At 50.5% G+C, this 23,185-nt stretch carries 25 protein-coding genes; 16 read left to right on the forward strand and 9 right to left on the reverse strand.

Translation table 11 applies throughout. The features are described 5' to 3' along the window. Positions 1–107 precede the first annotated feature (107 nt). From EVJ30_RS04205 to EVJ30_RS04230, 6 genes are all read right to left on the reverse strand, one after another. On the reverse strand, positions 108–944 hold the full coding sequence (locus tag EVJ30_RS04205) for a GGDEF domain-containing protein (protein ID WP_161568814.1): 837 nt from the start codon (positions 942–944) through the stop codon (positions 108–110). Between the two features lie 1,051 nt (positions 945–1,995). Next, positions 1,996–2,526 carry a hypothetical protein gene (locus EVJ30_RS04210; RefSeq protein WP_131468094.1) on the reverse strand — a complete coding sequence of 177 codons (531 nt, stop codon included), beginning with the start codon at positions 2,524–2,526 and terminating at the stop codon, positions 1,996–1,998. Further along, entirely contained in the window at positions 2,523–2,939 is a 417-nt protein-coding gene (locus EVJ30_RS04215; RefSeq protein ID WP_070327285.1) for a group-specific protein, read from the reverse strand. Before EVJ30_RS04215 ends, EVJ30_RS04210 begins: the two co-directional genes overlap by 4 nt. 10 nt (positions 2,940–2,949) lie before the next feature. After that, positions 2,950–3,228: a hypothetical protein gene (locus EVJ30_RS04220; protein WP_131468096.1), complete on the reverse strand. Its 279-nt coding sequence runs from the start codon at positions 3,226–3,228 to the stop codon at positions 2,950–2,952. Continuing rightward, positions 3,225–3,671 carry a hypothetical protein gene (locus EVJ30_RS04225; RefSeq protein WP_131457669.1) on the reverse strand — a complete coding sequence of 149 codons (447 nt, stop codon included), beginning with the start codon at positions 3,669–3,671 and terminating at the stop codon, positions 3,225–3,227. The genes EVJ30_RS04220 and EVJ30_RS04225 overlap by 4 nt, the downstream gene beginning before the upstream one ends. 13 nt (positions 3,672–3,684) lie before the next feature. Beyond that, entirely contained in the window at positions 3,685–4,140 is a 456-nt protein-coding gene (locus tag EVJ30_RS04230; protein WP_070327282.1) for a helix-turn-helix transcriptional regulator, read from the reverse strand. Between the two features lie 174 nt (positions 4,141–4,314). Between EVJ30_RS04230 and EVJ30_RS04235 the strand changes: the two genes are divergently transcribed. The 7 genes from EVJ30_RS04235 (at position 4,315) to EVJ30_RS04265 (ending at position 8,961) form a co-directional block, all read left to right on the forward strand. After that, on the forward strand, positions 4,315–4,638 hold the full coding sequence (locus EVJ30_RS04235; RefSeq protein WP_161568815.1) for an SMI1/KNR4 family protein: 324 nt from the start codon (positions 4,315–4,317) through the stop codon (positions 4,636–4,638). Positions 4,639–4,649: 11 nt separating this feature from the next. Continuing rightward, complete coding sequence (locus EVJ30_RS04240; protein WP_141737210.1) at positions 4,650–5,225, forward strand: hypothetical protein; 576 nt, start codon at positions 4,650–4,652, stop codon at positions 5,223–5,225. A 152-nt stretch (positions 5,226–5,377) separates the two neighbouring features. After that, positions 5,378–5,746, forward strand: coding sequence for a PH domain-containing protein (locus EVJ30_RS04245; protein ID WP_070327279.1), 369 nt, complete (start codon positions 5,378–5,380; stop codon positions 5,744–5,746). An 805-nt stretch (positions 5,747–6,551) separates the two neighbouring features. After that, the gene (locus EVJ30_RS04250; RefSeq protein WP_131468100.1) at positions 6,552–6,839 is read left to right on the forward strand and encodes a hypothetical protein; all 288 of its coding nucleotides are present in this window, start codon (positions 6,552–6,554) and stop codon (positions 6,837–6,839) included. Then, positions 6,817–7,557, forward strand: coding sequence for a hypothetical protein (locus EVJ30_RS04255; protein WP_131468102.1), 741 nt, complete (start codon positions 6,817–6,819; stop codon positions 7,555–7,557). Before EVJ30_RS04250 ends, EVJ30_RS04255 begins: the two co-directional genes overlap by 23 nt. A 97-nt stretch (positions 7,558–7,654) precedes the next feature. Beyond that, positions 7,655–8,371, forward strand: a complete 717-nt coding sequence (locus tag EVJ30_RS04260) for a DUF2750 domain-containing protein (protein WP_131468104.1) — start codon at positions 7,655–7,657, stop codon at positions 8,369–8,371. 53 nt (positions 8,372–8,424) lie between these two features. After that, entirely contained in the window at positions 8,425–8,961 is a 537-nt protein-coding gene (locus EVJ30_RS04265) for a DUF2199 domain-containing protein (RefSeq protein WP_131468105.1), read from the forward strand. 5 nt (positions 8,962–8,966) lie between these two features. Here the strand turns inward: EVJ30_RS04265 and EVJ30_RS04270 are convergent, their stop codons facing one another. Then, on the reverse strand, positions 8,967–9,683 hold the full coding sequence (locus tag EVJ30_RS04270) for a DUF5694 domain-containing protein (protein ID WP_131468107.1): 717 nt from the start codon (positions 9,681–9,683) through the stop codon (positions 8,967–8,969). 334 nt (positions 9,684–10,017) lie between these two features. Here EVJ30_RS04270 and EVJ30_RS04275 point away from each other — a divergent pair, with 334 nt between their 5' ends. Genes EVJ30_RS04275 through EVJ30_RS04290 form a run of 4 tightly spaced genes read left to right on the forward strand, consistent with a single transcriptional unit; the run spans position 10,018 to position 12,372 of the window. Next, positions 10,018–10,386, forward strand: a complete 369-nt coding sequence (locus EVJ30_RS04275) for a hypothetical protein (protein WP_131468109.1) — start codon at positions 10,018–10,020, stop codon at positions 10,384–10,386. 21 nt (positions 10,387–10,407) lie between these two features. Further along, positions 10,408–10,893, forward strand: coding sequence for an SRPBCC family protein (locus tag EVJ30_RS04280; RefSeq protein ID WP_131457677.1), 486 nt, complete (start codon positions 10,408–10,410; stop codon positions 10,891–10,893). A 2-nt stretch (positions 10,894–10,895) separates the two neighbouring features. Then, positions 10,896–11,372 carry a GNAT family N-acetyltransferase gene (locus tag EVJ30_RS04285; protein WP_131457678.1) on the forward strand — a complete coding sequence of 159 codons (477 nt, stop codon included), beginning with the start codon at positions 10,896–10,898 and terminating at the stop codon, positions 11,370–11,372. A 19-nt stretch (positions 11,373–11,391) separates the two neighbouring features. Next, the gene (locus tag EVJ30_RS04290; protein ID WP_131468111.1) at positions 11,392–12,372 is read left to right on the forward strand and encodes a Gfo/Idh/MocA family protein; all 981 of its coding nucleotides are present in this window, start codon (positions 11,392–11,394) and stop codon (positions 12,370–12,372) included. A 136-nt stretch (positions 12,373–12,508) separates the two neighbouring features. On the opposite strand, the gene EVJ30_RS04295 is transcribed toward EVJ30_RS04290, so the two are convergent. Both EVJ30_RS04295 and EVJ30_RS04300 read right to left on the reverse strand, forming a co-directional pair. After that, complete coding sequence (locus EVJ30_RS04295) at positions 12,509–15,889, reverse strand: dynamin family protein (RefSeq protein ID WP_236635981.1); 3,381 nt, start codon at positions 15,887–15,889, stop codon at positions 12,509–12,511. 16 nt (positions 15,890–15,905) lie between these two features. Then, the gene (locus EVJ30_RS04300; protein ID WP_035386033.1) at positions 15,906–16,526 is read right to left on the reverse strand and encodes an NAD(P)-dependent oxidoreductase; all 621 of its coding nucleotides are present in this window, start codon (positions 16,524–16,526) and stop codon (positions 15,906–15,908) included. Positions 16,527–16,712: 186 nt separating this feature from the next. Between EVJ30_RS04300 and EVJ30_RS04305 the strand changes: the two genes are divergently transcribed. From EVJ30_RS04305 to EVJ30_RS04330, 5 genes are all read left to right on the forward strand, one after another. Beyond that, on the forward strand, positions 16,713–17,804 hold the full coding sequence (locus EVJ30_RS04305; RefSeq protein WP_070327270.1) for an FUSC family protein: 1,092 nt from the start codon (positions 16,713–16,715) through the stop codon (positions 17,802–17,804). 117 nt (positions 17,805–17,921) lie between these two features. Next, entirely contained in the window at positions 17,922–18,242 is a 321-nt protein-coding gene (locus EVJ30_RS04310; protein ID WP_131468115.1) for a hypothetical protein, read from the forward strand. Positions 18,243–18,877: 635 nt separating this feature from the next. After that, positions 18,878–19,384: a PH domain-containing protein gene (locus EVJ30_RS04315; RefSeq protein ID WP_131468117.1), complete on the forward strand. Its 507-nt coding sequence runs from the start codon at positions 18,878–18,880 to the stop codon at positions 19,382–19,384. Further along, positions 19,381–20,871, forward strand: coding sequence for a PH domain-containing protein (locus tag EVJ30_RS04320; RefSeq protein ID WP_131468119.1), 1,491 nt, complete (start codon positions 19,381–19,383; stop codon positions 20,869–20,871). The genes EVJ30_RS04315 and EVJ30_RS04320 overlap by 4 nt, the downstream gene beginning before the upstream one ends. 382 nt (positions 20,872–21,253) lie before the next feature. Then, positions 21,254–22,390, forward strand: coding sequence for an RNA-guided endonuclease TnpB family protein (locus EVJ30_RS04330; protein ID WP_131468123.1), 1,137 nt, complete (start codon positions 21,254–21,256; stop codon positions 22,388–22,390). Positions 22,391–23,185 lie beyond the last annotated feature (795 nt).

A 23,185-nucleotide genomic window follows, 5' to 3' on the forward strand; every position in this document is an offset into this window, starting at 1 on the left:
GCGGATAAGTCGTGGACGACGTCTTCGTATGTTTTTTTGCTCGATGTACCCATGACGAACGCTTGATACACTATATGGGCGACGTCCGTCAATCACGTCTTCTCCATCTAGCCAGTTGCTGATGCTTTAGAGAGGATTTGCTCGACGATCGCATTGCAATTCTCTCGATTCACTTCATAAAACGTGTCCTCATACGTCAATCCAACGTGTTCGCCGCTCTGCAGTTCATATTGTTCGAGCAGCGGACGGATGCGATCATGGACGACTTGTGCCGATTCAGGTGATGTATACGGGAAAATGATAGCGAACGTATCGTGTGCGATCCGATATTTTTGATCGGTACGTCTTGTCGCCATGTGGAGTTCGTCACTGAAGTAATTCAAAAACCATTCATATTCGGTCCGTCCATAACGTTCCTCGAAATGCGTGAACTCGTGCAGCTGGATAAACGAGACCGCGAAGGAACCACCATGGCGGATAAGACGGTCTCGTTCTGAGTTGACGTCCATCTGAAACCGTTCTGAGTTGTCGAGCCACGTCTCGGGATCGACGGCGATCAGTTGCCGGGCCCGTTCTTCTAGCTCATGTCGTGACAACTGGACCTTCTTCACGAGTTGATGAATGAGGCCGGACAAGATAGACATGGTGAGGAGGAGAGCTGTATAGCTAAGCCCTTTCCAGTTGAAAAACTGAACTTCTCCTTCTTGATAGATAGGAGCGAACCACAAGAAGTAGACAAACAAGAATGCCAGCAAGGCGACAGAAAACGTCAATCCTGCCCGCATCCCAAAGGCGAGAGAGGCAATGACGATGATTGGTAAGATGACTAATCCGATGACTCCGACGTCACTCATCAAGAGTAGAGACACGTATAGAATGGTGCCGATGATGAGGCAAGAGATGAGCCCGAATAGTTTAATTGATTCTTGAGTCCATTGATTCATGATCATTCCTCTTTCTGAGTTCGTGTTGTCCCCATGTTTACGGAAATTCCTCGTTTATCAAAATTAGGCGAGAATACGCCCACTTCTAAACGACGCGGGCGAAGCCCTAGTGAAAGTGGGAGATGAATCGCCTTCGAACCAGGCGTGTCTTTCGATACGGCAATGGTTCGACATCGTGTTTGAACTTCCTGAAATCAGGTAAAAAATAAGTGTCACGTTCCTTGAAAACTGAAGATATAGGGTTGTGGCAGGAAGTTCGTCTGTCACGTAAAATTTTCAACGTTCACCTAGCAGATGACTGAAGTAGCGAAAACCAAGCAAAGTAGGCATCAGCACTAAAGAAACGGACACGATCAACTTCCAACCGTCGGGACGACGGGGTTAGCCTGATCAGGTTCCGACTGATAGGTCGGATAACTCAGGAATCCTCCACCTCTAAACAAGGCGTAGGTGGGGGTAGTTCAACTAGTAATAGTATAGACTAAACTATTGATTATAGACTAAGCAACAGAATTGGTGTCTGAATTCATCCCAATACTTTTTAAATAAATTTGACGACAGCTTATATGATCATACGTTAGTCTCACGGCGGACAATACATTCAAACTCACTATTATCTTGTGGCACTTACAGATACGTTGGCGTCGAGCCAGATTGATCAAGATATTTCAGCTGTGCAGTGGGTGTCGATTGATTCAATGCATACAATCAGTCATCTCTACCAAGAAGATGTTCAAATCATTTTGGATACGTATGAGCGATTTCAAAATAAACTTGAAATCTATAACTTATAGCTGGGGCATTTAGCAAACGATTCTCTCGGCGGATAGCCGACTTGTGATTGCGGAGCAAGCGTCGCACGCAATCCATTTAGATTGTCCAGACGTCATTATTTCGGTCGTAGAGGAATGTTTGTCTCGGCTGAAAACGAGTAGACATATTGAATAAGGACTTATTCAATATGATTTTAGATTCAAATAAAAACCGGCTAGTGAGAGTTTTTTCTCAATCAGCCGGTTTTATTGGATTACGACTCTTCTATTTAGAAGGATCAATTTTTGGCGTTAAGTAATTCGATTTTAAATACGCTCGTCATCCCCGATCGATCTTTCATCAGGATGACTGAGATTAAATCCTCTTCAGACAAGTCAGAGAGTTGGATGATTTTATCCTGTCGATAGATGCTCACCTGTTCTTCCACAATCTCATATCGAAGCGTGCCTTGATCAGTTGCGTCATCGAACGACATCTTTTGGACTTCAATAGCATCGTCTTCAACTTCTCGTACCTCAGCATAAAATGTTTCAATGTCAGACGGTGAAAGGACCCAGACATCTTGTTCATACGCTTTGTAGGCGTCGGTGTATCCTGCAACATAACTGATCAAGACGCTCACGACTATAGTGACGATGAATAAGACAATCGCAAGTTTATCAGGCGGTGCGATGGCGGCACCTTGGCCTGGATTTGATTGTACAGTGTTAGTTCGACGTCGTTTGTACACTTTGATATAAATGGTGGTAGCAGTTGCGACCAGAACCAAAATGACAAACCCTGTGACTAAATAAATCGGGAACATCATAAACTATCCTGCTTTACATATGACGTTACGTAATGGGCGGCGATACATGAAGGAATGTCCTCGAGCGGTCCCGTCAACTTGATGACGTGGGGGAGATGATAAAACGTGCTCGTCGTCTCGAAGTCATCGAAACGATTTGCTGCGTCATGGATGAACAGTGGTACGTCCGCGCCGAGGGCGATCCCGAGTTCGACGTGGCTGCTCTTCCCGGCCGGTAGCAAGATGACGACAAAATCAGATGTACGAATCGCTTCGTATTCTTTGGCGCCGATGTCTCGCAAGTCCTCGATTGTCGCTGCTCGTTCATTCATGGTCCAATCGTATGTATGGGTGTGGCCTTGTTCGATGAAATGGTCCCGCAATTGCCGGACGTGATTGATGTTATAAAAACCGGACCCGATGTAAAACTTCATAAGTAGCCTCCTAAATCGTGTTCATGTTGTATGCGACGACTCGCCATAATAGAAATAGAAACGCGAGAGCATAGGCTGTGAGCAAGCCGATCCCGAAAGTAATGCCTTGTCGTCGCGTCCATTTTCGACTGCGACACATATGTAAACTGAAGCCGATGGCCGAAATGATGAGCAAGGTGGCTGTACCGTCTATCCAGACGAATCCAGCATGCGTCCAGTTCGGAGCGAGTAGAAAGTAGGGAATGGCAATCAGCAGGCTTGAAGATCCGATGAGTTGCGCTCTTGTCATAGCCGTTCACGTGAAGCCGTCATTGAGACCTCGTGGATGATGAGTAACAGAATCGCGATGAAGAAAGTGATCAATGAGACGTATTCCGCTCCGACGTTCAAAAAGAAGTTGAGGCCGAACAACGGGGACACGAATAGAATGTAGAGCGGGTATTGGATTGAAAATAAAGCGTCCAAAAGAAGGATGTCACGCATATACGTCTCGAAGCTGTTCAATGTGAAAACGGTGACACTCGCGAACAGGAGTGCCGTGATATACAGCTTGGCAACCTGATTTCGCAATAAACAAGTTCCTAGTAGACAGAACAGGAGCGCGACCGAGGCTGCGGCATGCAGGGGACGAATTGTTGCGTCGGGGAAGGTGGCCGACGGGATAATATTCACGATCAACGCGATGACATAAACGACTGACAACGTCACGATGCATCTTTTATTAGTTTTCACGATCTGACTCCTTTCATGCGTCTTGCGCTAGTTTGACCAACACGAGTGTGGCTTCTTCTACGTCGAACGAGCTGTGCCACCGGACGTTTTGACGATCTAAAATCCGGTAATGGCCGCTGATCAAGTTTTGTTGCAACACATAATCTCCTTCTGTTGCGGTTTGCTTCCACCAGACACGACCACCGAGTGTCTTTGACTTCGGTTCGTACGAGACGTCTTTGGCGATCAGTCTGACGAACTCGACTGGGTCGTCCCCGATTTCGCTCAAAAGAATCTCGCTATCATTAAACAGGGCGCACAATGTGACGACCGTGCTCCAGTTGGCGATGGTCCGCTCTTTTTCGATTTGAATGAGCGTCTTTTTGGATAAGCCTAAGATGTCAGCCATCTCTTCTTGAGAATATTGTCGTTCAAGACGAACCGTTTTTACTTGTTTCGATACGAGTTGGATGAAATCCGATTTGTTCATCGAGCACCTCTTTGCTTGAAAGCATTAACCCTTTTCCAGGTGTTTTATTTACAATTAGTTACAAGTGTAATTTTACACTTAATGAGGTTGGTGTCAATGCAATTTCTCATTTCATGTATATAACTAGGTATCATTATTGCGATAAACTAGAGAAAGTTGGAGAGGAGAATGAGTATGACGAAAGAACAGTTGATGGCGCTGTTGCCGACTTCCGAGATAGAAATTAAACTTGAGGATACAGAAGGGCTAAAGCGTTTCGCATTTTTAAATGAACGCGATCGCTTCGACGAGGTTCAATTAGAGGTTTTCGACGAGGAAGAACCGTGGCCAAACTATCTCCCCATCATCGGGTATGAAGACTTCCTCGGTGACCTCGTCTGTGTCGACTTGAAGACGAACGAAGTCGTCATTGTCGACCATGAGACAGGTGAACGTGTCGAACAAATCGTGCCTTCGTTTGAAGATTGGCTACGTTCAGCCGATGGCGACTCACCATGACATGTGAAGACGTGCTGAAATCACTCCTGACCGAAGAGCGTCCCGTCAGCATTACGACATTTTCGGGTGAGCGGTTTCATGCGACGCTGCTCACTTTCGAGGATGCTTCGCGTCTTACGTTCTCTCGGCTCGGGCAACGACTCGGATATGACGCTTCTGGTGACTGGCTCGTCTATGGACGGGATGAGACGCTCTCTTTATGGAATGAGACGACTGATCAAATCAAGTCGATTCGGACGCCGATTGAGATGGTGCTCGACATTGTGCCGACGAATCACCGGCTGATCGAGCTCTTCAAGCAGGTGAACCGTGGCGAGTTGACGCCAGACGAGCTCCCGAGGCGCCGAATCCCACCTTTACGAGAGGATCTTGTCGATTGGTTATCCGCTGTCCGTACAGGCGCGCTGACGTTAGAAAACGTCTCCGACTTGGCCGCACATGCATTATGGCGGACGGAAGACATGCACCTTGATGCGCGCGTGATGGCCGGATTGGCGTTTTTGCACGGAGTCGATTTTCAAACGGAGCCCGGTGTGTATCTGTATGGGGAAGAAGAGCTCGGTTGGTGGCTACGATACCTTCGATAATTTCGATAATTTCGAAATATGATGAGAACTTAAGTACTGACTTTATAGTTAGCGATCGTTCGATTGTTTGTTCGATAACTTCTTGAGTATGGATAAATTAAATTGTAAAATATAGTTAATGCTATAAAAATCAAGAAAAAGGAGAACTTTATATGTCTAACTCTTTAACGCAATTAACTTGGACTTTTAATTCTGAGTGTGAAGTCCCACAAGATGTTTCGGATTTACTTATTTCAGGAGAAAACCCGGTCGCAGCTTATAAAACTATTCGTGATGTTGCAATTTTCACAAACAAACGACTTATTTTACGTGACGCACAAGGGCTTAGCGGAAAGAAAGTGGAAATTTATTCACTTCCATATCATTCGATTAATATGTACTCGACAGAAAATGCTGGTGGAATGTTTGATTTAAACTCAGAGGTTCAGCTTTTTACAAAAGCGGGTACAATCAAAATCAATTTAAACAAAAAAGTGGATATTCGAAAATTTGATCGTTTAATAGCGGAAGCGATTTTATGATTAATTTCAGCTGAGGTAGTTTGCCTCAGTTTTTTAATTCATTGATATTCTCAAAATTCTCTACCGCTATGGATTCTTACTGTCCATGTAGTGACTCATGGAAGGGACCTGATGAAACCGGATGGATTCATTGCTTTTATTTGATGTCTAGTCAGTCACTTGAGAAATAGTGCTTAGAGCGTTAATCGTACCAAGTATAAAGTCATATCGTTTATCTATTGCAAGAATGAGCGCACGGTGAAAAACGTATGTATGATGATAACGATATAAATCAACATAAGAGTTAAATAAAGGCGAGGGTTGTCGTTCTTTTTGAAGTAGCGAATCGTGTATTCAGAGATGATTACGCTACATACAGGCGCAATCGCCAAGGTCATCATGAATGGCAAGAAGAGAAGATGATCAAAAGCTACCAAATCAAGGAGTGCACTGTCCCTTTCAATAAGTTTCACTTCAACTTTGAAATAAGATGTATTTAAAATGCAGTTCCAGGCTAAAAACGAGATAATTCCTATCAATCTTGTTCGCATAACACGACTCCTGTTAAACCAAATTTTAGATAATGATTACATAAATTATATGATAGGTTAAAAGTATAAACAAATTTATTATTGGTTCGTTGATGCGTTCATTCATCCATCAAATATTTAGAGCAGGGGTGAAATATGCGGTAACTATCTTATTCCAAGAACTTATCGGTTAAGATACGAATCGAGGTTTGCTTTATTGAAAGAACCATCGGGCGAAGATGTGCAACATTTCGAACGAATCTTGATGGGAGTCACTTCAAATCGGAGGGAATCACGTGGAGCTGCATTTGCCTAAGCGAATAAATCCGTTTTTCTGGTCGATGTTTCCGTTTGTTTTTGGGTTGGTCGGTTATTATCAAGTTTTTATCAGTTGGGAGATTCCACAGTTTGGTTTTCGTGAGCTTGAAGACGTCGGGCGACTGGCTTTCATCCTATTCACGAGTGCCTGTGAGGCTGCCTGGATCATTGTCATTTTATGGATTGGGATTCAGTTGCTGAAAAAATGGTTTAAGTCAGCCAAACAAAAAGGAGTGAAACGCGATGACGATGAGCGGATCACATAACCGGTTACTTGATGCCGACTTGTGGGGCGGGACAATCATCACGCTGCATCAAGCAGACGACGCTGCCATCGTGACGTGGCGAGGCGAAGAAATAAAACTCGCACTCGCATTGACAGATCCGTTCATTCGCGTGATGGATGAAACCACATTTGTGCTTGTCGACTTCACACGCGATAACTTGCGACCAAACGCCTGGGTCGTTCGAGCGGACGGTTCCATCGAGACAAGTTTTCACGCCGGTACGTTTATCGCGTCCATCGTCGTCGATGAGTCGGGTATTTGGGTCGGCTATGGAGATGAGGGAATCTTTGGCGAGGGGATATCGACCGAGGCGCTCGTCTGTTTCTCAAGAAGCGGGTACGTCTTGTTTCGCTATAACCACGACACGCGTAAAGCCCCGATTATCGTCGACTGTGAGCACCTCGTCACGACCGAATCAGGTGTCTGGTTCTTCCCGTCGCTCGAACGCGAATTGACACAGATTGACCGTAACGGACGCATCGTCGCCTATCGGACACCAAAGATAATCTGTGATAGCGAGGCGATGACGATTGTCGACGAGATAGCTTATTTCGTGACGGGCGGCGAACTGTACCGTTGGACGTTCGGTCGTCGGGAGAAGCCGATTCGATGCGGACGGGTGACAGGTGACCTGCGCGGATGTACTGGCGGATTTCTTCAAATCAACGGAACGGATGTAACGTTTCTTCGTGTTTGAAGCGTTAAAACACCAAAGCAAACCACGAAAAACGCATTCCCTCTTTTCGCCAAAAAAAGTATACTCATGTTATTGAATGACGAAATGAGGGATTGCAATGCGAATCGAAACAAATCTTCCAGGATTTACGTTAGAGACAATCGAAGCGGTCGAAAAAGAGCTCGGGAGTCGTTTGCCGAACGAACTTCGGGAGGCGTGGCGACATGATAATAAATTCGAGGTCGGGGAATGGTTCTTCTATCCGATTAAAGACGAACGCTTCTTCAACAAAACGTGGGACGATATCATCCGTGCGAACAGGGACGAGCGCGGGTTGCCTGAACACTTTATAACGGTCGCTGCGAACGGGAGCGGGGACGAACTTGGTTTTTTGACTTCAGACGTCGAGACGATTTATGTCTGGTGGCACGAGACGGATGAACTCGAACGAGTGGCTGATTCAATCGAGGCGTTCGTCGAGGTGACGCGATTGGAGTTGGACGTGATTGAGACGTTCTGTGAACGTGTCAATGAAAGCGAGACGGTGTTCGGGTTGTCGGCAGAAGCGAATGACGGTTGGGCATATGCGCCCTCGGTCATTGAGGAGACAGACGTGTTACTTTTCTTTTCGACTCGTGAACGTGCACTTTCTTGCAGAGTAGAGGAATGGGACAACTATCATGTGATTGAGTTACCGCTCGATTTATTTATTGCGGCCTGGTTGCCGAATATGTCAGAGGACGGGTTGTTATGCGGGTTGGACTGGCCTAGTGACTTGAAAGGGATGGAATATGATCCCGAGACCGTCCTAGAAGCCATCGAAGAAGCAGAATGATTTTATTTCACATACCGCAATTGTATTTGTTTTTTTAAAGGAGAACGCATAAAATGATGAACCGTTTCAAACAGAAGCGCAAGCATAGCGCGCAGTGTGCCTGCTCGGTCTGCCAGACGCAGATTGACACACCGCTCGGATATGGCTCACTCATGCCGACCTATATCGAGGATTTCTCAAAGAAAGACATGAAGCGGCGTGTCTTTTTGACCGACGACATCTGCGTCCTAGACGAGGAACATTTCTTTGTGAATTGTTGCCTCGAACTCCCGATGATCGGAGAGGACGACGTCTTCACTTGGAACGTCTGGGTATCGCTCAGCGCTGATAACTTCTTTCGGATGCTTGATGCGTGGGAAGACCCGGCTCGTGTCGGACTTGAACCGATGTTCGGCTGGTTCTCGACAGACTTGCCCGATTATCCGGATACAATCAATTTGAAGACGAATGTCCATATCCGAGAGGTCGGGATGCGGCCGTTCATCGAATTAGAGCCGACCGACCACCCACTCGCCGTAGAGCAGCGAGAAGGCATCTCACGGGAACGAATTGAGGCGTTGGCCCGTAGTATCGAACGAAGGGAACAGTAAAAGTATTAAGTAAGGATGGCATTGAGTGTACGGACGAGAAAGTCGTCGTCCGTCTCAAAAAACTTTCTCAACAAATGGACGTGTGCTAGGCCATACAATAGCACGATGCGGTCACCCGTCTTCGCGGCACGCCTCACGTTTTCATAGATGCGCTGGTTGCGTTCGTTCCAATACGATTCGACCCAACGCGAGCCAGTCGGTCCGATAGCAGCAATGTCTGTATAGGCTTGATGCATGACATCCGTGACTTCTCTCTGGTTTATATACGCATAAAAATCAGTAATCGAGCGAAGACGGAAAGCAGTCTCCACGCTATGCATGAGTACGCGTTGTGTCGCGATGATTGCCTCCATCTCGACCGGATGAGTGTCCATCACGTCGCCGAGGCTGTCACCGTCAATCGTCTCGTTCCAATCAACGGCTTGAACGAATGACAAGTCGCACAGTTTGGCTAGCCGGAACCCGATTTGCTCGCGCTCATCTTCGGTCGCTGTGCGAGGGTCTGCCACATACGATTGATAGCGTTGACTCAACGAGTGTTGATCAGTGGTTGCGACTTCGAGACAAACGGTAGTCGGTTTGAAGCAAGAACATTGGGCTACGAAATCGTCTAGCTCCTGTTGGCGGGTCGGACTGAGGATATCGGACGCTTCCGGCATCAATACATCCCCGTTGTTCGGCATATTCAAATGTGTCGTTCCGATAAGTAACAACTGAATCATGTTTTGCTCACGCTCCTAAGGTAAGATATCTATAAGTTTTGTATACGAACTCCTACAAAATAGGTTTCAGAGCAGACAATCGAGGGTGAAGCAGTGTGACACGAGACGATTTCTTTTCAATGTACAGGCGCGACCCTGTACGAGGAAAGTCAATCGTTCGTCAAGGTTTGGATCAGGTTCAACATCATGGTCTCCAGGGAATTCTGATGCCGGAAGGGTTCAATCCGGCAACATGGAAGCAAAAGACAACTGCCGCATTACTCGGTTTCAATCTCGGCAAAGAGACTTTAGAAACATACAAGCGAAAGTATCAGTTACGCTAGGAAGGGGTATTATGTTCGAACTTGTTCGCCATACACAATCCATCGCCTATTTATTTTTCCCTGCCTCTAAGCGGATGGACATTCATCGTCAATTGAGCCGATGTAAAGATGGTTCCATCGAAACGTTTGAGACGACCTCAATCACGTCCGGTTTTGGTTCAATCCAAAAACGGCTTGTGCTTCAGTATGGAGACGTGTCTTCGCTTCAAGTGGAGCATCATGACGTCACCATCACATTGTCTGAAGCGACGCTTCATCACTGGCTGACGGGGCTGGCTGTCGAGTCTGAACATTACGAAAACTTCGTCGTGCCGGCCACACATTTGGACGAGACGAACGCTAAAGGGATTGAGTGGTTAATCTTCTTTAGGAGAACATAGACCAGTCCACGAGGAGGAACAATGAAACAACCTACTGAAATCGCGACTTATCAGATGACCATTCAAGCCCCGATCGACCATGTCTTCGCCTGCCTCGCAGAAGATGAACATATCGTCAAATGGAACGACCATTTGATTGAAAACATTTATGAGGATGGGGACGCATCGCTCGTGACGGGGAAACGGTTCATCTCGGTCCAACAGTTCGAGAAGAAAGAGATTCGGGTCGAATCCGAATTGACGTATGTGAATCGCCCTTATGAGTGTGAAGTGCTAGCGATGACGAATCAGGGAATATCGACATCGACTTATGTGTTGACCGAGACACCGAATGGGACGGACGTGACGATTCGCCTCACGCTCATCCCATCGTCATGGCTGTACTCCTTGTACGTGAAAGGCTTTGCTTGGGCGATTCGGCTCATTTACGACGATCAGTTTAAACAGTTTCGGATCTATAAGGAAGCGAGCGCACCGAAGCAGCCTTCCGTTCAGGGGGCGGAGTGACAATGATTCGACCTATTATTCCGACGCTGCGTGAGCCGGTGCGTGACGTCTTTATCGCTGAGTGGGGATCATCTCAAATGGTCATCTCGACCGGGACGTATGACTGCGCTACGCTCGACGGTTTCGTCGCGATGGAAGAAGCGACAATCATCGGGCTGATCACGTATGTCATTAGAGAAGAGGAACTTGAAATCATCTCGCTCGATAGTTTACGAGAAAACCGCGGCATCGGGTCGTCACTACTCGATGAAGTGGAGCGCTGGGCCCGGCTTCATCGACTCAAGCGTATGTCGCTCATCACGACGAACGACAACCTGAAGGCGCTTGCTTTTTATCAAAAGCGGGGTTGGCGCCTCGAACGAATCATCCCTGGTGCGGTTGATGAGGCCCGCCTACAAAAATCGTCGATTCCAATGATCGGCGAGCACGGCATCCCGCTCCATGATGAAATCATCCTACATAAAATTATCACCCACTAAAGAAACGAGGTACATCCTTATGATTCGATTCGGTATCATCGGCACGAACTTTATCACCCATTCATTTTTAGAAGCCGTCCACGAAGTCGAAGGTGCGACCGTTGCGGCCGTCTATTCACGGACAGCGGAGCGGGCGATCGAGTTCGCAAACGAGTATGGGATCGTCCATACGTTCACATCGCTTGACGATATGGCGATGAGCGACGTCATCGACGCGGTCTATATCGCAAGTCCGAACTCGCTCCATGCCGAGCAGAGTATCCTGTTCATGCGGCACGGCAAGCACGTCCTCTGTGAGAAACCGTTCGCCTCGAACGTCGACGAGGTCAAACTGATGCTCGAGACGGCGCGCGAGCACGACATCGTCCTCCTTGAGGCACTCCGCAACATGTTCATGCCGAACTTCCAAATATTGCGTCAAGCGCTGCATCGCATCGGTCCCGTCCGGCGTGTCATCTTGAACAAATCGCAATACTCGTCACGCTACGACTTGTATAAACGCGGCGATAACCCAAACACGTTCAATCCCGCTTTCTCTAATGGTTCGCTGATGGACCTCGGCGTCTATTGCCTCGGTCCCGCCTTGAAACTGTTCGGTCGACCGGACGCCGTGCAGGCGAACGCCGTCAAACTCGACTCTGGGGTCGACGGGAGTGGTTCGGCCATCTTGTCGTATGACGGCATGGACATCATCGTGCTTCATTCGAAGATTCACGGCACGGACGCACCGTCTGAGATCATCGGGGAAGCGGGCCGCATCGTCATCGACGATATCGCCTCGCTCGACCGCTTGACGTTCGAAGGCCGCGACGGGACGACCGAGGAACTCGCCACGGAACAGACGACACACATGAAGTACGAGATTGAAGCGTTCGTGCTTATGATTCTAGCAGGCGAGAGGGAGACCGAGATCCACTCATTTGACGACATGCAGTTGCTTGCTGACGTCATGACCGATATCCGGCGGCGCATCGACGTCCGTTATCCGGCAGATGTATAAAAATAAGCCTCGAGCGCGCGCTCGAGGCTTATTTTATGATTCTTTATTGAGATACAAATGGCGGATAAACAACCCGAGTGCGACCGTCATGATGACGGCCGGGATCAGGCCGACGAGCAATAATGAACCCATGCGTTCAATCCTTTCTGAGCGCATCGAGGCGCTGTTTCATGTCATCGAACGACTGCCCGTCCGTCAGTACGCTCAGCTCACCGGCGACGAGGTCGTTCACTTCACGGTTCCAAGCAGTGCTGAGCGTCGTCTCGAGCAATTGTAAGTGCGAAGTGGTCCGTTCGGCTTGACGTGTCCCGACTGCTTCGAGCTGTTCCCGGACGGCGGCTTTTAAGCGCGCGCTCAAGTCGTCGCGCAGCTTCGTCCGACCGTCGGCTTCGAAGAATTGATTCGCGTTCTTATAGTGCTTCAACACCGGACGGAACGGGTCCGCTTCGAACGTGACCGGATCGACGGCGTCGCGGAGCCAGTCGATGTCGATGTCTTCTTCGTATGATAACGTCGGCAAGACGGGGCGCAGTTTGAGCGTCTCACGCTCGATCAACCGTTCTGTCTCTTGCTTCAAGAAGCGCTCGAGCCGATATTGGAACACTTGCAGCTCTTGGTGGATGTCATACGCATACTTGTCGAGCGTGCGTGTCAGGGCGCGCTCGAGACTCGCCTTCGAGCCGTCGACTTCGACCGGATGGAACGTCTCCTTGACGAAGTCCGAGAGCCGGAAGAGGGAGCGCGTCTCGAGGTGGGCGAGCAGTTCGTTCACTTCGCGCGTGAACGGGTCGACGAGCGTCGTGACGCTTAATCGGTTGTCGGACTCACGCAACTGTTCGAGTTGTGTGCGATGTGTTTCTTTGACAGTCGCATCGGCTTCGGCTTCGCGTAAGACGTCTTCGAACGCGGCGACGAGAGCGCTCGTCTCGTCTTTGATGCGGACGGCGTTCGCTTGGCGCAGGTCATGGTCGACGAACTGCTCGAGCTTGGCCGAGAAGCGGTCGAAACCATTGTCTCTGCCTTGGATGGCGTTCCGGCTTGAGATCGGCAGGACGGTCGGATTGCGGACGCCGAGCTTCGTCAACTGGTTCGACACGTAATCGGTCACGGCATCGCGTTCCGCGTCATCGGTCGCCAAATCGGACGCGTTGACGAGGAAGAACATGTCATGGCCGCCCGTCCCTTGGACCCGCCCGAGCTGGATGACGAGCTCGCGGTCGGCCTCGGTGAAGGCATGGTTGTAGTACGTCACGAACAGGACGGCGTCGGCGTCGCGCATATAGCCGAACTGTACCTCGCTGTGGCGGTTGAACTGGGAGTCGGCGCCCGGCGTGTCGACGAAGATGATACCGCGCTCGGCCCAAGGGGAGTCGACATATAGCTCGATCTCCTTGACGATGCAACTCTTCTCTTCCTCGGTGACGAACGAGCAGAACGTGTCGTAGTCGACCGACTGCTCACTGCCGAGATAGGACAGGGGAGCGTTCTTGACGGCGTTGACGAACGGGTGGTCGATGCTGAGCGCTTCAAGCGAAGCGCCGTAGCCGTTCAGTTCCGCCTCGAGCTCGTCGCGTGTCTTGAACGTGATCGAGGCGCTCTTATGGGCTAGACCGTTCGGGGGCACGATCTTTGTGATCGAGGCCGTCAACGGGTTCGGCGACGTCGGGAGCACCGTTTCGCCGAGCAACGCGTTCAGCGTCGACGACTTTCCGGACGAGAACGCACCAAAGATGGCGAGCGTGTAACGCTCGGACTCGGCCCGGGCCAACTTATGACGCAACGACTTCACGCGTGACTTGAATAGCGGATGTTTCTCTAATATTTCACATACCGCATATTCAAACGAAAAATCAAATGAAAAAACAGTTACATCATCGCCCAAAAGCGAGGTCGACGCAACTTCTTGTTGCTGGTGTTCGACTTGTTTTTTCGGTAACTGGCCGGCCTCTACGTAATGTCGGGTCTCGAGGTCGCCCAACCGGTCTTCCGAAATGTCACGTGTGGCGTAAGTAGAGAGCAGCGCTTGCTTTTCAGCAAGCCGGCGTTGAAGCGCCAGCGTATCGAGCATGTCATATAAGTCGTCTTGCTCGGTCTTGATTTGGTCGATCCGGTCTTTTCCTTCAGCCTCGAGATACGTCTCGACCGAGGTGACCCACGTGTCGGACACTTTCGTCACCCAGGCGGCGAGGGCCGACTCGATGTCACGGCTGAACTGGAGGACCGTGTCGCCACTGAGTGACGCCCCGGACTTCACTTGCTCGCTGATGAGCGTCTTCGGTGCGGACGGCAATGTGTCGGGACGAGACAAGATCGCTTCTGGCAGCTTCAAGTCACGGACGATGTCCTCGGCGTATTTGATCAAGTGGGGCCGCAAGTTCGTATCAATCAATCGGTTGAACTCTTTGGCGGCGGTGTCTTCACGCCGCACACGTTCCTGGCGCGTCTTTTCCTTTGAGAAGAACAGGCCGACTTTGAACTCAGGTGAACAACTCTCCAGGTAATCCCGCAACAGTTCACGGAACTCATAGTTCATGATCGGCGCACTGGCGACGATCGGCGACTGGTGTTTAAAGAACTCACGACGGAACGACTGCAGCCACGTCGATTTCTTCTCGAGTCGCTGGAGCCGGGATTGGATCTCCGCCGTCTGCTTCTCGACGACCGGAAGCTGTTCGAGCGCTGTCTCGATTGACCGCACAGACCGGTCGAGCAACGTGTCGACGAGGAGACTTGCTCGCGCCTCACTCTGCTCTCGGGCGGTCTCGATGACGGCTTGGACGTGGGTCCGGAGCCGGACGACCTCGTTCTCCGGGTGGTCGAGCTCGCGGAGCGAGATGTAGAACATATCGTCCGGATTGATGGCATGACGCATAAACGCCGTCTCGAGCGAGCGTTTGAACGCGTCAAACGGAAGTTCCGTCTCATCGTGCTTGTCGATCTGATTGATGATGATCGAGTAGGGGCGGGCTTCGGCGCTGAACTGTTTCATCAACTGGATGTTCTGTTCCGATTGGACGTGATTGTAGTCCATCATGAAGAACAAATGGTCGGCGAGGAAGAGCGACCGTTCCGTCGCTTGGCGGTGACGCTCATCGGTCGAGTCGATACCTGGTGTGTCCATCAAGACGACATCACTTCCGAACGGGAAGCGCGGTAGCGCGTATTCGACTTCTTTGATCTCTTCGATTTTGCAGTAGTCGCCCAAGTGCTCGAGCTCGTCGGTCCCGAGTCGGATCCAGTCCGTGTCATTGATGGCGACCGAGGCACTTGCGTCACCGTTACGGAGCGTGACGATGTTCGCGCTCGTCGGGATCGGGCTCGTCGGCAATACCCCGTCGCCGAGCCAGTTGTTGAGCAGCGTCGATTTACCGGCCGAGAAGTGACCGCAGACGGCGATCCAAATCTCGTCACGCGTCACTTTCCGGAGTGCGGTCCGGGCGAGCCGGGCCGACTCGGTCTCGTCTTCTGTTTCAAATACGTCGGTCAATTGCGCCAGGCGCATGCGTTGTTCGCTCATAATCCCCATCCCCTAATCATGATTCCGTCGTGATCCCGACGCGGTGTCTGATGTATGTTCTGTCTTTCCAGGCGCGAAGCACGAGCTCGGCGACGTCATCCCGTGCGATCGGGCCTGAGTTCAACGTGCCCAACACGTCGGCCGTGATGACGATCTCACCGACAGATTTGCCTTCGATCAATTGCGTCGGACAGACGATCGTGTAGTCGAGGTCGGAGGCTTCGAACAGCTCATAGGCTCGGGCGTGGTCCTCGGCTGCGGTCGTCATCGACCGTTTCGACTCACGCGTCTCGAAGCGATAGTTGTCCGAGTCGTGTGCCCGTAAAATGCCGGCTGTTCCGACGATCAAGATGCGTTTGAGTCCTGCCTGTTGCATCGCCGCGATGACGAGCGGGGTGAAGCGCGACAAGACGTTTTGTTTGTCGGTGCCGAGCGCTGACATGACGACGTCAGCACGTTGTATCGTTTCAATGACGGCTTCCTGGTCGGTGGCGTCGCCGATGATGACGTCAAGACCGTCCCTCGGTTGAAGCGGTCGTCTCGTTAGTAAGCGGACGTGATGTCCGTCCTCCAGTAATCGTTCAAGCATCCGCATCCCCGTGCGGCCGCTTCCTCCAAATAAAGCAATGGTTGACAAGTAAACCCCTCCCCATCAAGATTAAAGAAAATATCCAACGCCATCATACCACGGAAGCGCTCTCGAATCGGGCAAAATGACCTGACATCGACCGATTCGAAAGGCAAATGTTTCACGCACGCCGAAGTCGGCTAAAAAATTGCATGACGTGTACAAAGGGGGAAGACACTCCGGTGTCGAGAACGCATGAGATTTGGAGCTAGAACGATCAAAACTGGGATTTCTGTCGCCCTGGTGTTACTTATTGCCGAAGCGTTTCAATTTGAACAAATCGTCGTCCCTGCACTCGCGGCCTCGCTCGCCTTGCTGCCGTCGGTGTATCAGACGGGTGTCCGGCTTTTAGAGGAGATGAAAGGGAACTTGATCGGCGCCTTACTGGCCGTGTTCTCGTTGATGCTGACACCGAACCCGACACCGATCGCGATCGGCGTCGTCATCATCATCGCCATCTCGATCCTGCTCTTCTTGAACCTCGAGTCGACGACGCGGACCGTCATCTTGACGACGATCTTGATCATGGAAGGGGCGAGCCAGTCCGACCTGTCGATCTTTATGTTCGCCGGCGAACGTTACTTGCTCATCATGATGGGAATCACCGTCGCGCTGCTCGTCAACGCGTTGTTGTTCCCGCCGCGCTATGAACGGAAGCTCGAAGACGAGATCACGACCGTCTTTCAAATGGCAGTCCGGATCGCCCGCTTGTTCTCCGAGACGGAAGGCGGCCGCTCGTCGTTCGAATCGCTCGACGAGACGAAAAAGAAACATCGCGGTTCGAAGACGACGTATGATTATTTCGAAGAAGAGATCAAAGCCAACCGCTGGCTCGAGAAGAAGACGCCGATCTACCGTCGGGCCGTCCTCAAGTCGAAGATGATCGACACGAACAGTGCCGCCATCCACGTGCTCGACAAGTTGTACGACGATTATTTGACGGTCGAACATCTGCCGCCACAACTCGAAGAAGAACTGTTGCGCCATATGCGGCACTTGTTGCGTCGGCATGAGCGTTTGTTCTCGGCATATGAGCTCGAGAACGAACACATCATCGACCGCGAGGAAGACTTGATCCACGAGAACTTCGACTTCGCCAAGCTGATGATCGAGAAGATGCGCGACGAAGAGGAAGAACTCATCTTGACCGTCGTCCCGCTCGTCGCGGCGATGACGAACTGGGTCAAGGCGATGAACGAACTCGAACGCTACCTCATCACCGAGATGAAGAAGCATAGCGACAACTTGAAAGTGGAACCGCGCAAGAAGTGGTTCTTTGAAGACTAAACGTTTCACGTACATGCCAAGCCGCTCATGCGACTTGGCTTTTTTGCCGGATAAAAAGGAATGTGGAAAGTGACTACCGAACGGAATAAAGGTAATCAGTTAAAAGGAGGAGACGGAGTGAAGAAACTGAAAGTTGAACTAGGAATGATTGGCCTCTTTTTAGTGATATGGGTGGGCTTTTCACTGACACTCCCGCCAAAGCTTGTTGCGAGTTCTGAAGATGAAAAGTTTAACGCAATTTATACCGTGTCACATTCTTTAAAGGAGACATGGGCGGGCGAATTGACGTGGGACGAATTGGACGGAGAGATTGTCGACTTGTCTTTTTATGAAAATGACACTCAACTGACTGGAGACTTTTTAAGTGAGCCAATTGACATGCGGCAAAATAGTTACTACGAAATCGAGTGTCGTTCATCTAAAGGTTCATTTAGATGAAAGAGAAGCTCGCGTCATGATTAAGAGGACTACGTTGATGAATTCCTATATTTCGTTACATACTGCACTTCATCTAGATTTTTCATATTCCAAAGAACATGAAATCGATTTATTAATTAGCCAAGGAGCGATTGATTTTTATTATTGAATCTATGTACGAGAAAGACAACTCATTAAATCTCTAGCAGTGGACACATGTAGTGTTCAGTGACCTAGATGAGCTTCGCCTGGCAGATAAGAATGACGATAATTCTTCCTAATAAAAATTTAGGACGCTTCTTTTTTTAATTCATGATATATGCGTATGCACTGGCGCTATTACGATACCGCTGCGCGCAACTATATAAGCGAACAACTCAAAAGTCTTTATCAGCATATAAACGGATGAATGTTATTTGTTCTCAATTAAATTAAGCTAAGCTGAGGAGCCTTATATGCATCCCACAAAATTTTGGGACACTCAAGATACATCGAACATTTCCAAGAAGACTTTTAGTTAGACTGCACGAATGAGTAAGGACCGTTCGGGCGCACTCGAACACCTTCCCTGTAGCGGAATGAAACTTTTTTCAAATAAACGACGTATACTAAAAGAGAGACGGACAACGCGTCCGAACGGATAGGGGGAAACACCAATGTCAGAACTTGAAACACCATCACCAATCAGCGGGAAGCTGCCCGTCGAGGCACGGACCGTGTTCCGGCTGTCGAGTGCCATCTTTTATTTGATCGGGCTCGTCATCACCGGCGGTCTCGTCGTCGCCTCGCTCTATTTCGACTGGCCGACATGGCTCCAATATACGATGTATACCTTGCTCGCCATCGATCTCATCTATAGCGTGATTGACATCGTCGTGTTCCAAAAGTGGAAGCAAGAACGCTTCACGTATGACGTAAAACCGCTCGAGATACGATTACATCATGGCATCATCACGACACACGACGTGTTGATTCCGATGACGAAAGTGCAATACGTCCACGCCCAACAAGGACCGCTGCTCCGGAAGTACGGCCTGCAGACGATCACGATCGGCACTGCGGCCGGGTCACATGAGATCTATGCGATCGAGGAGTCGTTCGCGAAGACGCTCCGTGAACAGATCGCGGTCTATGCTCGCATCGAGGAGGAGGATGTCGTATGACGGAAGCGACGCTCACTTGGCATCGTCTACCGACTCGCGTTTTACTGTTACGTGTATTAGAGGTCATCAAGTCATTTATCATCCCGCTCGTGCTGCTATTTGTGATCAACAACGATTGGAGCTCGACGTTTGGCATCATCCTGCGCGTCGGGATCTTGCTCTTCCTCTTGCTCGACATGATCCAAAAGTTCTTCGGCTGGCGCAATTTCCGTTACGCCTTGGACGACAAGACGATGTATATCATCGACGGGAACTGGATCAAAAAAGAGAAGTCGCTCCCGCTCTACAAGATCCAGAGCGTCCATTCGAACAGTCCGTTCCTTTACCGTCTGCTCAGTGTCGTCGAGTTGACGTTCGACACGAACGCGAACAGTGATGACGCCTCGTTCAAATTGGCCGGGGTGCTGCCACGGGAAGCGCAACGGTTAGAGGACATCCTCGACCAATCACGGCAGCGCAAGACCGAGACCGAACCGGCACTCGAAGGCGAAACGGTCGAGACCGTGACGGAAAAACCGGCCGGCGTCATGCTCTATGCCTTATCGACACGCGAGATCATCATCGCCTCGCTGACGTCACTGTCGGTATTCGCCATCTTCCCGGTCGCCTCGACGGTCGTGTCCTCGATCGATGACTTCATCAACCTTGATGGGACGTTTGATCAAGTCGGGGAGTGGGTCATCAGCGCCTCAATCATCGCCATCGGCGTGCTTGTCCTTACTGTCTTGTTCCTGTCTGTCATCATCGGCATGGTCATCAACTTCTTGAAATATGGGAACTTCCAGCTCGAACGAAGAGGCGATCGGATCCGTGTCGAGAAAGGGCTCTTGAACCGTTCGGCGAAAGAGATCCCGTACGAGAAGATTCAAGCGATCCGCATCAAAGAGACGTTCATCCGGCGCTGGTTCAACATCGTCGGTGTCGAGCTCGTCGCAGCGGGCACGATGGACGAGTTGAAAGACGAGTCATCGACGATCCTCCCGTTCGTCAAACGGGACAAGGCGATGTCCGTGCTGAACGAGCACTTCAACCAGTTCACATGGGCCGACACGCTCCATCGTTTACCGACACGGTCGCTTTGGATCAAGCTGATGCGAATCAGTTGGTTCGGTCTTATCATCAGTGGCGTCGTCCTCTATTTCTTCCGCGACTACGCCTGGTGGCTCCTCCTCTTATGGGGGATCATCATCGGGGGACGTGTATTGAGCTATATGACGACCCGTTATGCCCGGAATGAGGACTTCATCGAGCTCCGGACCGGTGCGTTCAACGTCCGCTCATTCTTGACCGACAAACCGCGGATCGAGCGGATCGAAGTGACGCAGACGCCGCTCCAGCGCCGCTTCGGGTTATGTGATGTCCAATTGTCGACGCGCGGCGGCCTGTTGTCCGTCGAGTCGGTCGAGGACATCCCGCGCCAAGAGGCGGACGCGATGCTCGCCTGGTTCTCACGCTATAACGTACAACACACGAAAAGGCAGGGCTAAATTTCTAATTGCTGTCTGTGAGTATAGGCATTGGGACTATTGTCTAAAACGTAAGGTATGTATTCAGTACACAAATGAGGAAGGGATGATTTAGTTTAAAATAATCATAATTGATTGGAGTCGTGGTTGTCCTTATTCATTCTAGACGATAACTAAGCAAACGAATCTTAAATATATTAGGCGAGAGTTCTCGCTCCACTGAGCGGCTCGGTCATGGTCCAGCGTAGGATTGAGATGAATCGCCCGTCCCCCATTATCACGGTCATCCCTGTGACAAACATAACGAACAAAAGTTCGTGATTCCGTCAGAGTTCCTCGCCTCCTCCGGGGGTATCGGATGAGGAAGAGACGCATCACGATTTTGGCCGAGAGGGGCGGAGGCATGCTGAAGGGCTACAAATACCGGCTCTACCCGACGGAGGCCCAGGCTGACTTCCTGGTCAGGACGATCGGCTGCGCCCGCTTCATCTACAACAAGCTGCTTGAGGACCACATCACCATCCACAAGGAGGCGGAGGCGGGGAACGAACCAAGGCGGAAGCCGCCGACGCCGGCCTCCTACAAGCCGCTATTCCCGTTCCTGTGTGAGGCGGACAGTCTCGCGCTCGCGAACGCGAAGCTACACCTCGACGCGGCGTTCGCGAAGTTCTTCGCCGGGACGGCCGGCTTCCCGGTGTTCAAATCAAAACGGAGGTCGCGTGCGTCCTACACGACGAACAACCAGCAAGGCACGATCCGCATCGAGGGCGGACGCATCCGGCTCCCCAAGGTCGGGTTCATCCGCTTCAAGCAGCACCGCGACTTCGACGGTGACATTCGGTCGGCGACCGTGTCGATGACGAAGACGGGTAAGTTCTTCGTGTCGCTCCTCGTCGAGCAGGCCGACGAGCCATGGGTCCCGGCCGCGCACAGGATCGGGATCGACCTCGGTCTCGTACACTTCGCCTCCATGACGAACGACGCGCTCTTTACGGAGAAAATCCCGAACCCGCGCAACCTGCGAAAGGCCGAGGCGCAGCTCAAACGGGCGCAGCGCGCGCTCGCCCGTAAGAAGCCGGGAAGCAAGAACCGTGAGAAGGCACGGATTCTCCTCGCGAAGAGACACGAGCAGGTCAATAACCGAAGACACGACTTCCTCCACAAGCTGTCGCGACGCATCGTCGACGAGAACCAAGTCGTCGTGGTCGAGACACTCCGAACGAGGGAGATGATGCAAAATCGGCGCCTGGCGAGGTCGATCGGGGACGCCGGATGGGGCGAGTTCGTCCGCCAGCTCGCCTACAAATGCAGGACCCATGGCCGCACGCTCATCAAGGCCGACCCATGGTTCGCCTCAACCCAAATCTGTTCGCGCTGTGGCGAGAACAGTGGCAAGAAAGGATTGGACATCCGGGAGTGGACGTGTGTCGCGTGCGGCGCGCACCACGACCGCGACGTCAACGCGAGCCTCAACCTGTTGCGCCTCGCCGAGGAAATCATGTCTTCAAGGCAAGGACTGCCCGACGAGCTTGGCCCATAACCGTAGCTAGTAAAAGCACGGTCTTCCCAAGCAGCTCGTACTTCAGGATGCGAAGCAGCCAAGTTGCAAGTAGTTCACTGGTGTTACTAATATCTAAATAAATGATAAAGAAGTGTTATTACAATTGAAATTCTTGAATTGTCAGGGTCGGGACGACCCATAGAGCTTGGTAAATAGTCTTAAAGTATAAGACGTTCCCAAGAAACTGCGATATAATTTATACATCAAAGTAGTCCACGAGTGGTCCCAGCCGCTTTGAAGTTTCAGATGAAATGGATAATACTATTTCTTAACTAATTTAAAATCAATTGGTGTTTCTATTACTGAAAAATGGGAACCAGTATGGTATGATACAAGTAGAAAGAGACCGGTGCTCGATACACCGGCCTCTGGCTTACAGGCTACCACTTCAAAAGTGGCCCAGCCGCCACAATGGTTAGTGAATCAGAAAGTGACCCATCTCATTGCGCCGAGGGGGTCATTTTTTTGTGCGTTCAGATTTTGCACGATCGGATGATTGGTGGATTACCAAGTGAACAATGATCGGAGCGAGAATCGGGACGATTACATAATCGCCGACCCAATTCCACAGTTGTTCCATCCGCACCACCGCCTTCCTCCATTGCGGAATTGATGTGACTGCTAAACTTAAAGGGCAACTGGCGACGACTACGACGCAACACTTTCCACAACAATCAATTCTTCGCTACACTGTTCTCAGAAACAGCGTCAGGGGAGGACACAAGGAGTGGACAAGTGGATGATTCACGGAAGCGTACATGAGATGAGAGCTAG

The sequence above is a fragment of the Exiguobacterium sp. SH5S13 genome, assembly GCF_004337085.1.
GTDB classification, from domain to species: Bacteria; Bacillota; Bacilli; order Exiguobacteriales; family Exiguobacteriaceae; genus Exiguobacterium; species Exiguobacterium aurantiacum_A.

What these genes read in the sequence shown, in the direction of transcription:
- EVJ30_RS04205 (WP_161568814.1), bottom strand. Translation starts at nt 944, where the DNA reads ATGAATCAATGGACTCAAGAATCAATTAAACTATTCGGGCTCATCTCT.
- EVJ30_RS04210 (WP_131468094.1), bottom strand. Translation starts at nt 2,526, where the DNA reads ATGATGTTCCCGATTTATTTAGTCACAGGGTTTGTCATTTTGGTTCTG.
- EVJ30_RS04215 (WP_070327285.1), bottom strand. Translation starts at nt 2,939, where the DNA reads ATGAAGTTTTACATCGGGTCCGGTTTTTATAACATCAATCACGTCCGG.
- EVJ30_RS04220 (WP_131468096.1), bottom strand. Translation starts at nt 3,228, where the DNA reads ATGACAAGAGCGCAACTCATCGGATCTTCAAGCCTGCTGATTGCCATT.
- EVJ30_RS04230 (WP_070327282.1), bottom strand. Translation starts at nt 4,140, where the DNA reads ATGAACAAATCGGATTTCATCCAACTCGTATCGAAACAAGTAAAAACG.
- EVJ30_RS04235 (WP_161568815.1), top strand. Translation starts at nt 4,315, where the DNA reads ATGACGAAAGAACAGTTGATGGCGCTGTTGCCGACTTCCGAGATAGAA.
- EVJ30_RS04245 (WP_070327279.1), top strand. Translation starts at nt 5,378, where the DNA reads ATGTCTAACTCTTTAACGCAATTAACTTGGACTTTTAATTCTGAGTGT.
- EVJ30_RS04255 (WP_131468102.1), top strand. Translation starts at nt 6,817, where the DNA reads ATGACGATGAGCGGATCACATAACCGGTTACTTGATGCCGACTTGTGG.
- EVJ30_RS04260 (WP_131468104.1), top strand. Translation starts at nt 7,655, where the DNA reads ATGCGAATCGAAACAAATCTTCCAGGATTTACGTTAGAGACAATCGAA.
- EVJ30_RS04265 (WP_131468105.1), top strand. Translation starts at nt 8,425, where the DNA reads ATGATGAACCGTTTCAAACAGAAGCGCAAGCATAGCGCGCAGTGTGCC.
- EVJ30_RS04270 (WP_131468107.1), bottom strand. Translation starts at nt 9,683, where the DNA reads ATGATTCAGTTGTTACTTATCGGAACGACACATTTGAATATGCCGAAC.
- EVJ30_RS04275 (WP_131468109.1), top strand. Translation starts at nt 10,018, where the DNA reads ATGTTCGAACTTGTTCGCCATACACAATCCATCGCCTATTTATTTTTC.
- EVJ30_RS04280 (WP_131457677.1), top strand. Translation starts at nt 10,408, where the DNA reads ATGAAACAACCTACTGAAATCGCGACTTATCAGATGACCATTCAAGCC.
- EVJ30_RS04285 (WP_131457678.1), top strand. Translation starts at nt 10,896, where the DNA reads ATGATTCGACCTATTATTCCGACGCTGCGTGAGCCGGTGCGTGACGTC.
- EVJ30_RS04290 (WP_131468111.1), top strand. Translation starts at nt 11,392, where the DNA reads ATGATTCGATTCGGTATCATCGGCACGAACTTTATCACCCATTCATTT.
- EVJ30_RS04295 (WP_236635981.1), bottom strand. Translation starts at nt 15,889, where the DNA reads ATGAGCGAACAACGCATGCGCCTGGCGCAATTGACCGACGTATTTGAA.
- EVJ30_RS04305 (WP_070327270.1), top strand. Translation starts at nt 16,713, where the DNA reads ATGAGATTTGGAGCTAGAACGATCAAAACTGGGATTTCTGTCGCCCTG.
- EVJ30_RS04315 (WP_131468117.1), top strand. Translation starts at nt 18,878, where the DNA reads ATGTCAGAACTTGAAACACCATCACCAATCAGCGGGAAGCTGCCCGTC.
- EVJ30_RS04320 (WP_131468119.1), top strand. Translation starts at nt 19,381, where the DNA reads ATGACGGAAGCGACGCTCACTTGGCATCGTCTACCGACTCGCGTTTTA.
- EVJ30_RS04330 (WP_131468123.1), top strand. Translation starts at nt 21,254, where the DNA reads ATGCTGAAGGGCTACAAATACCGGCTCTACCCGACGGAGGCCCAGGCT.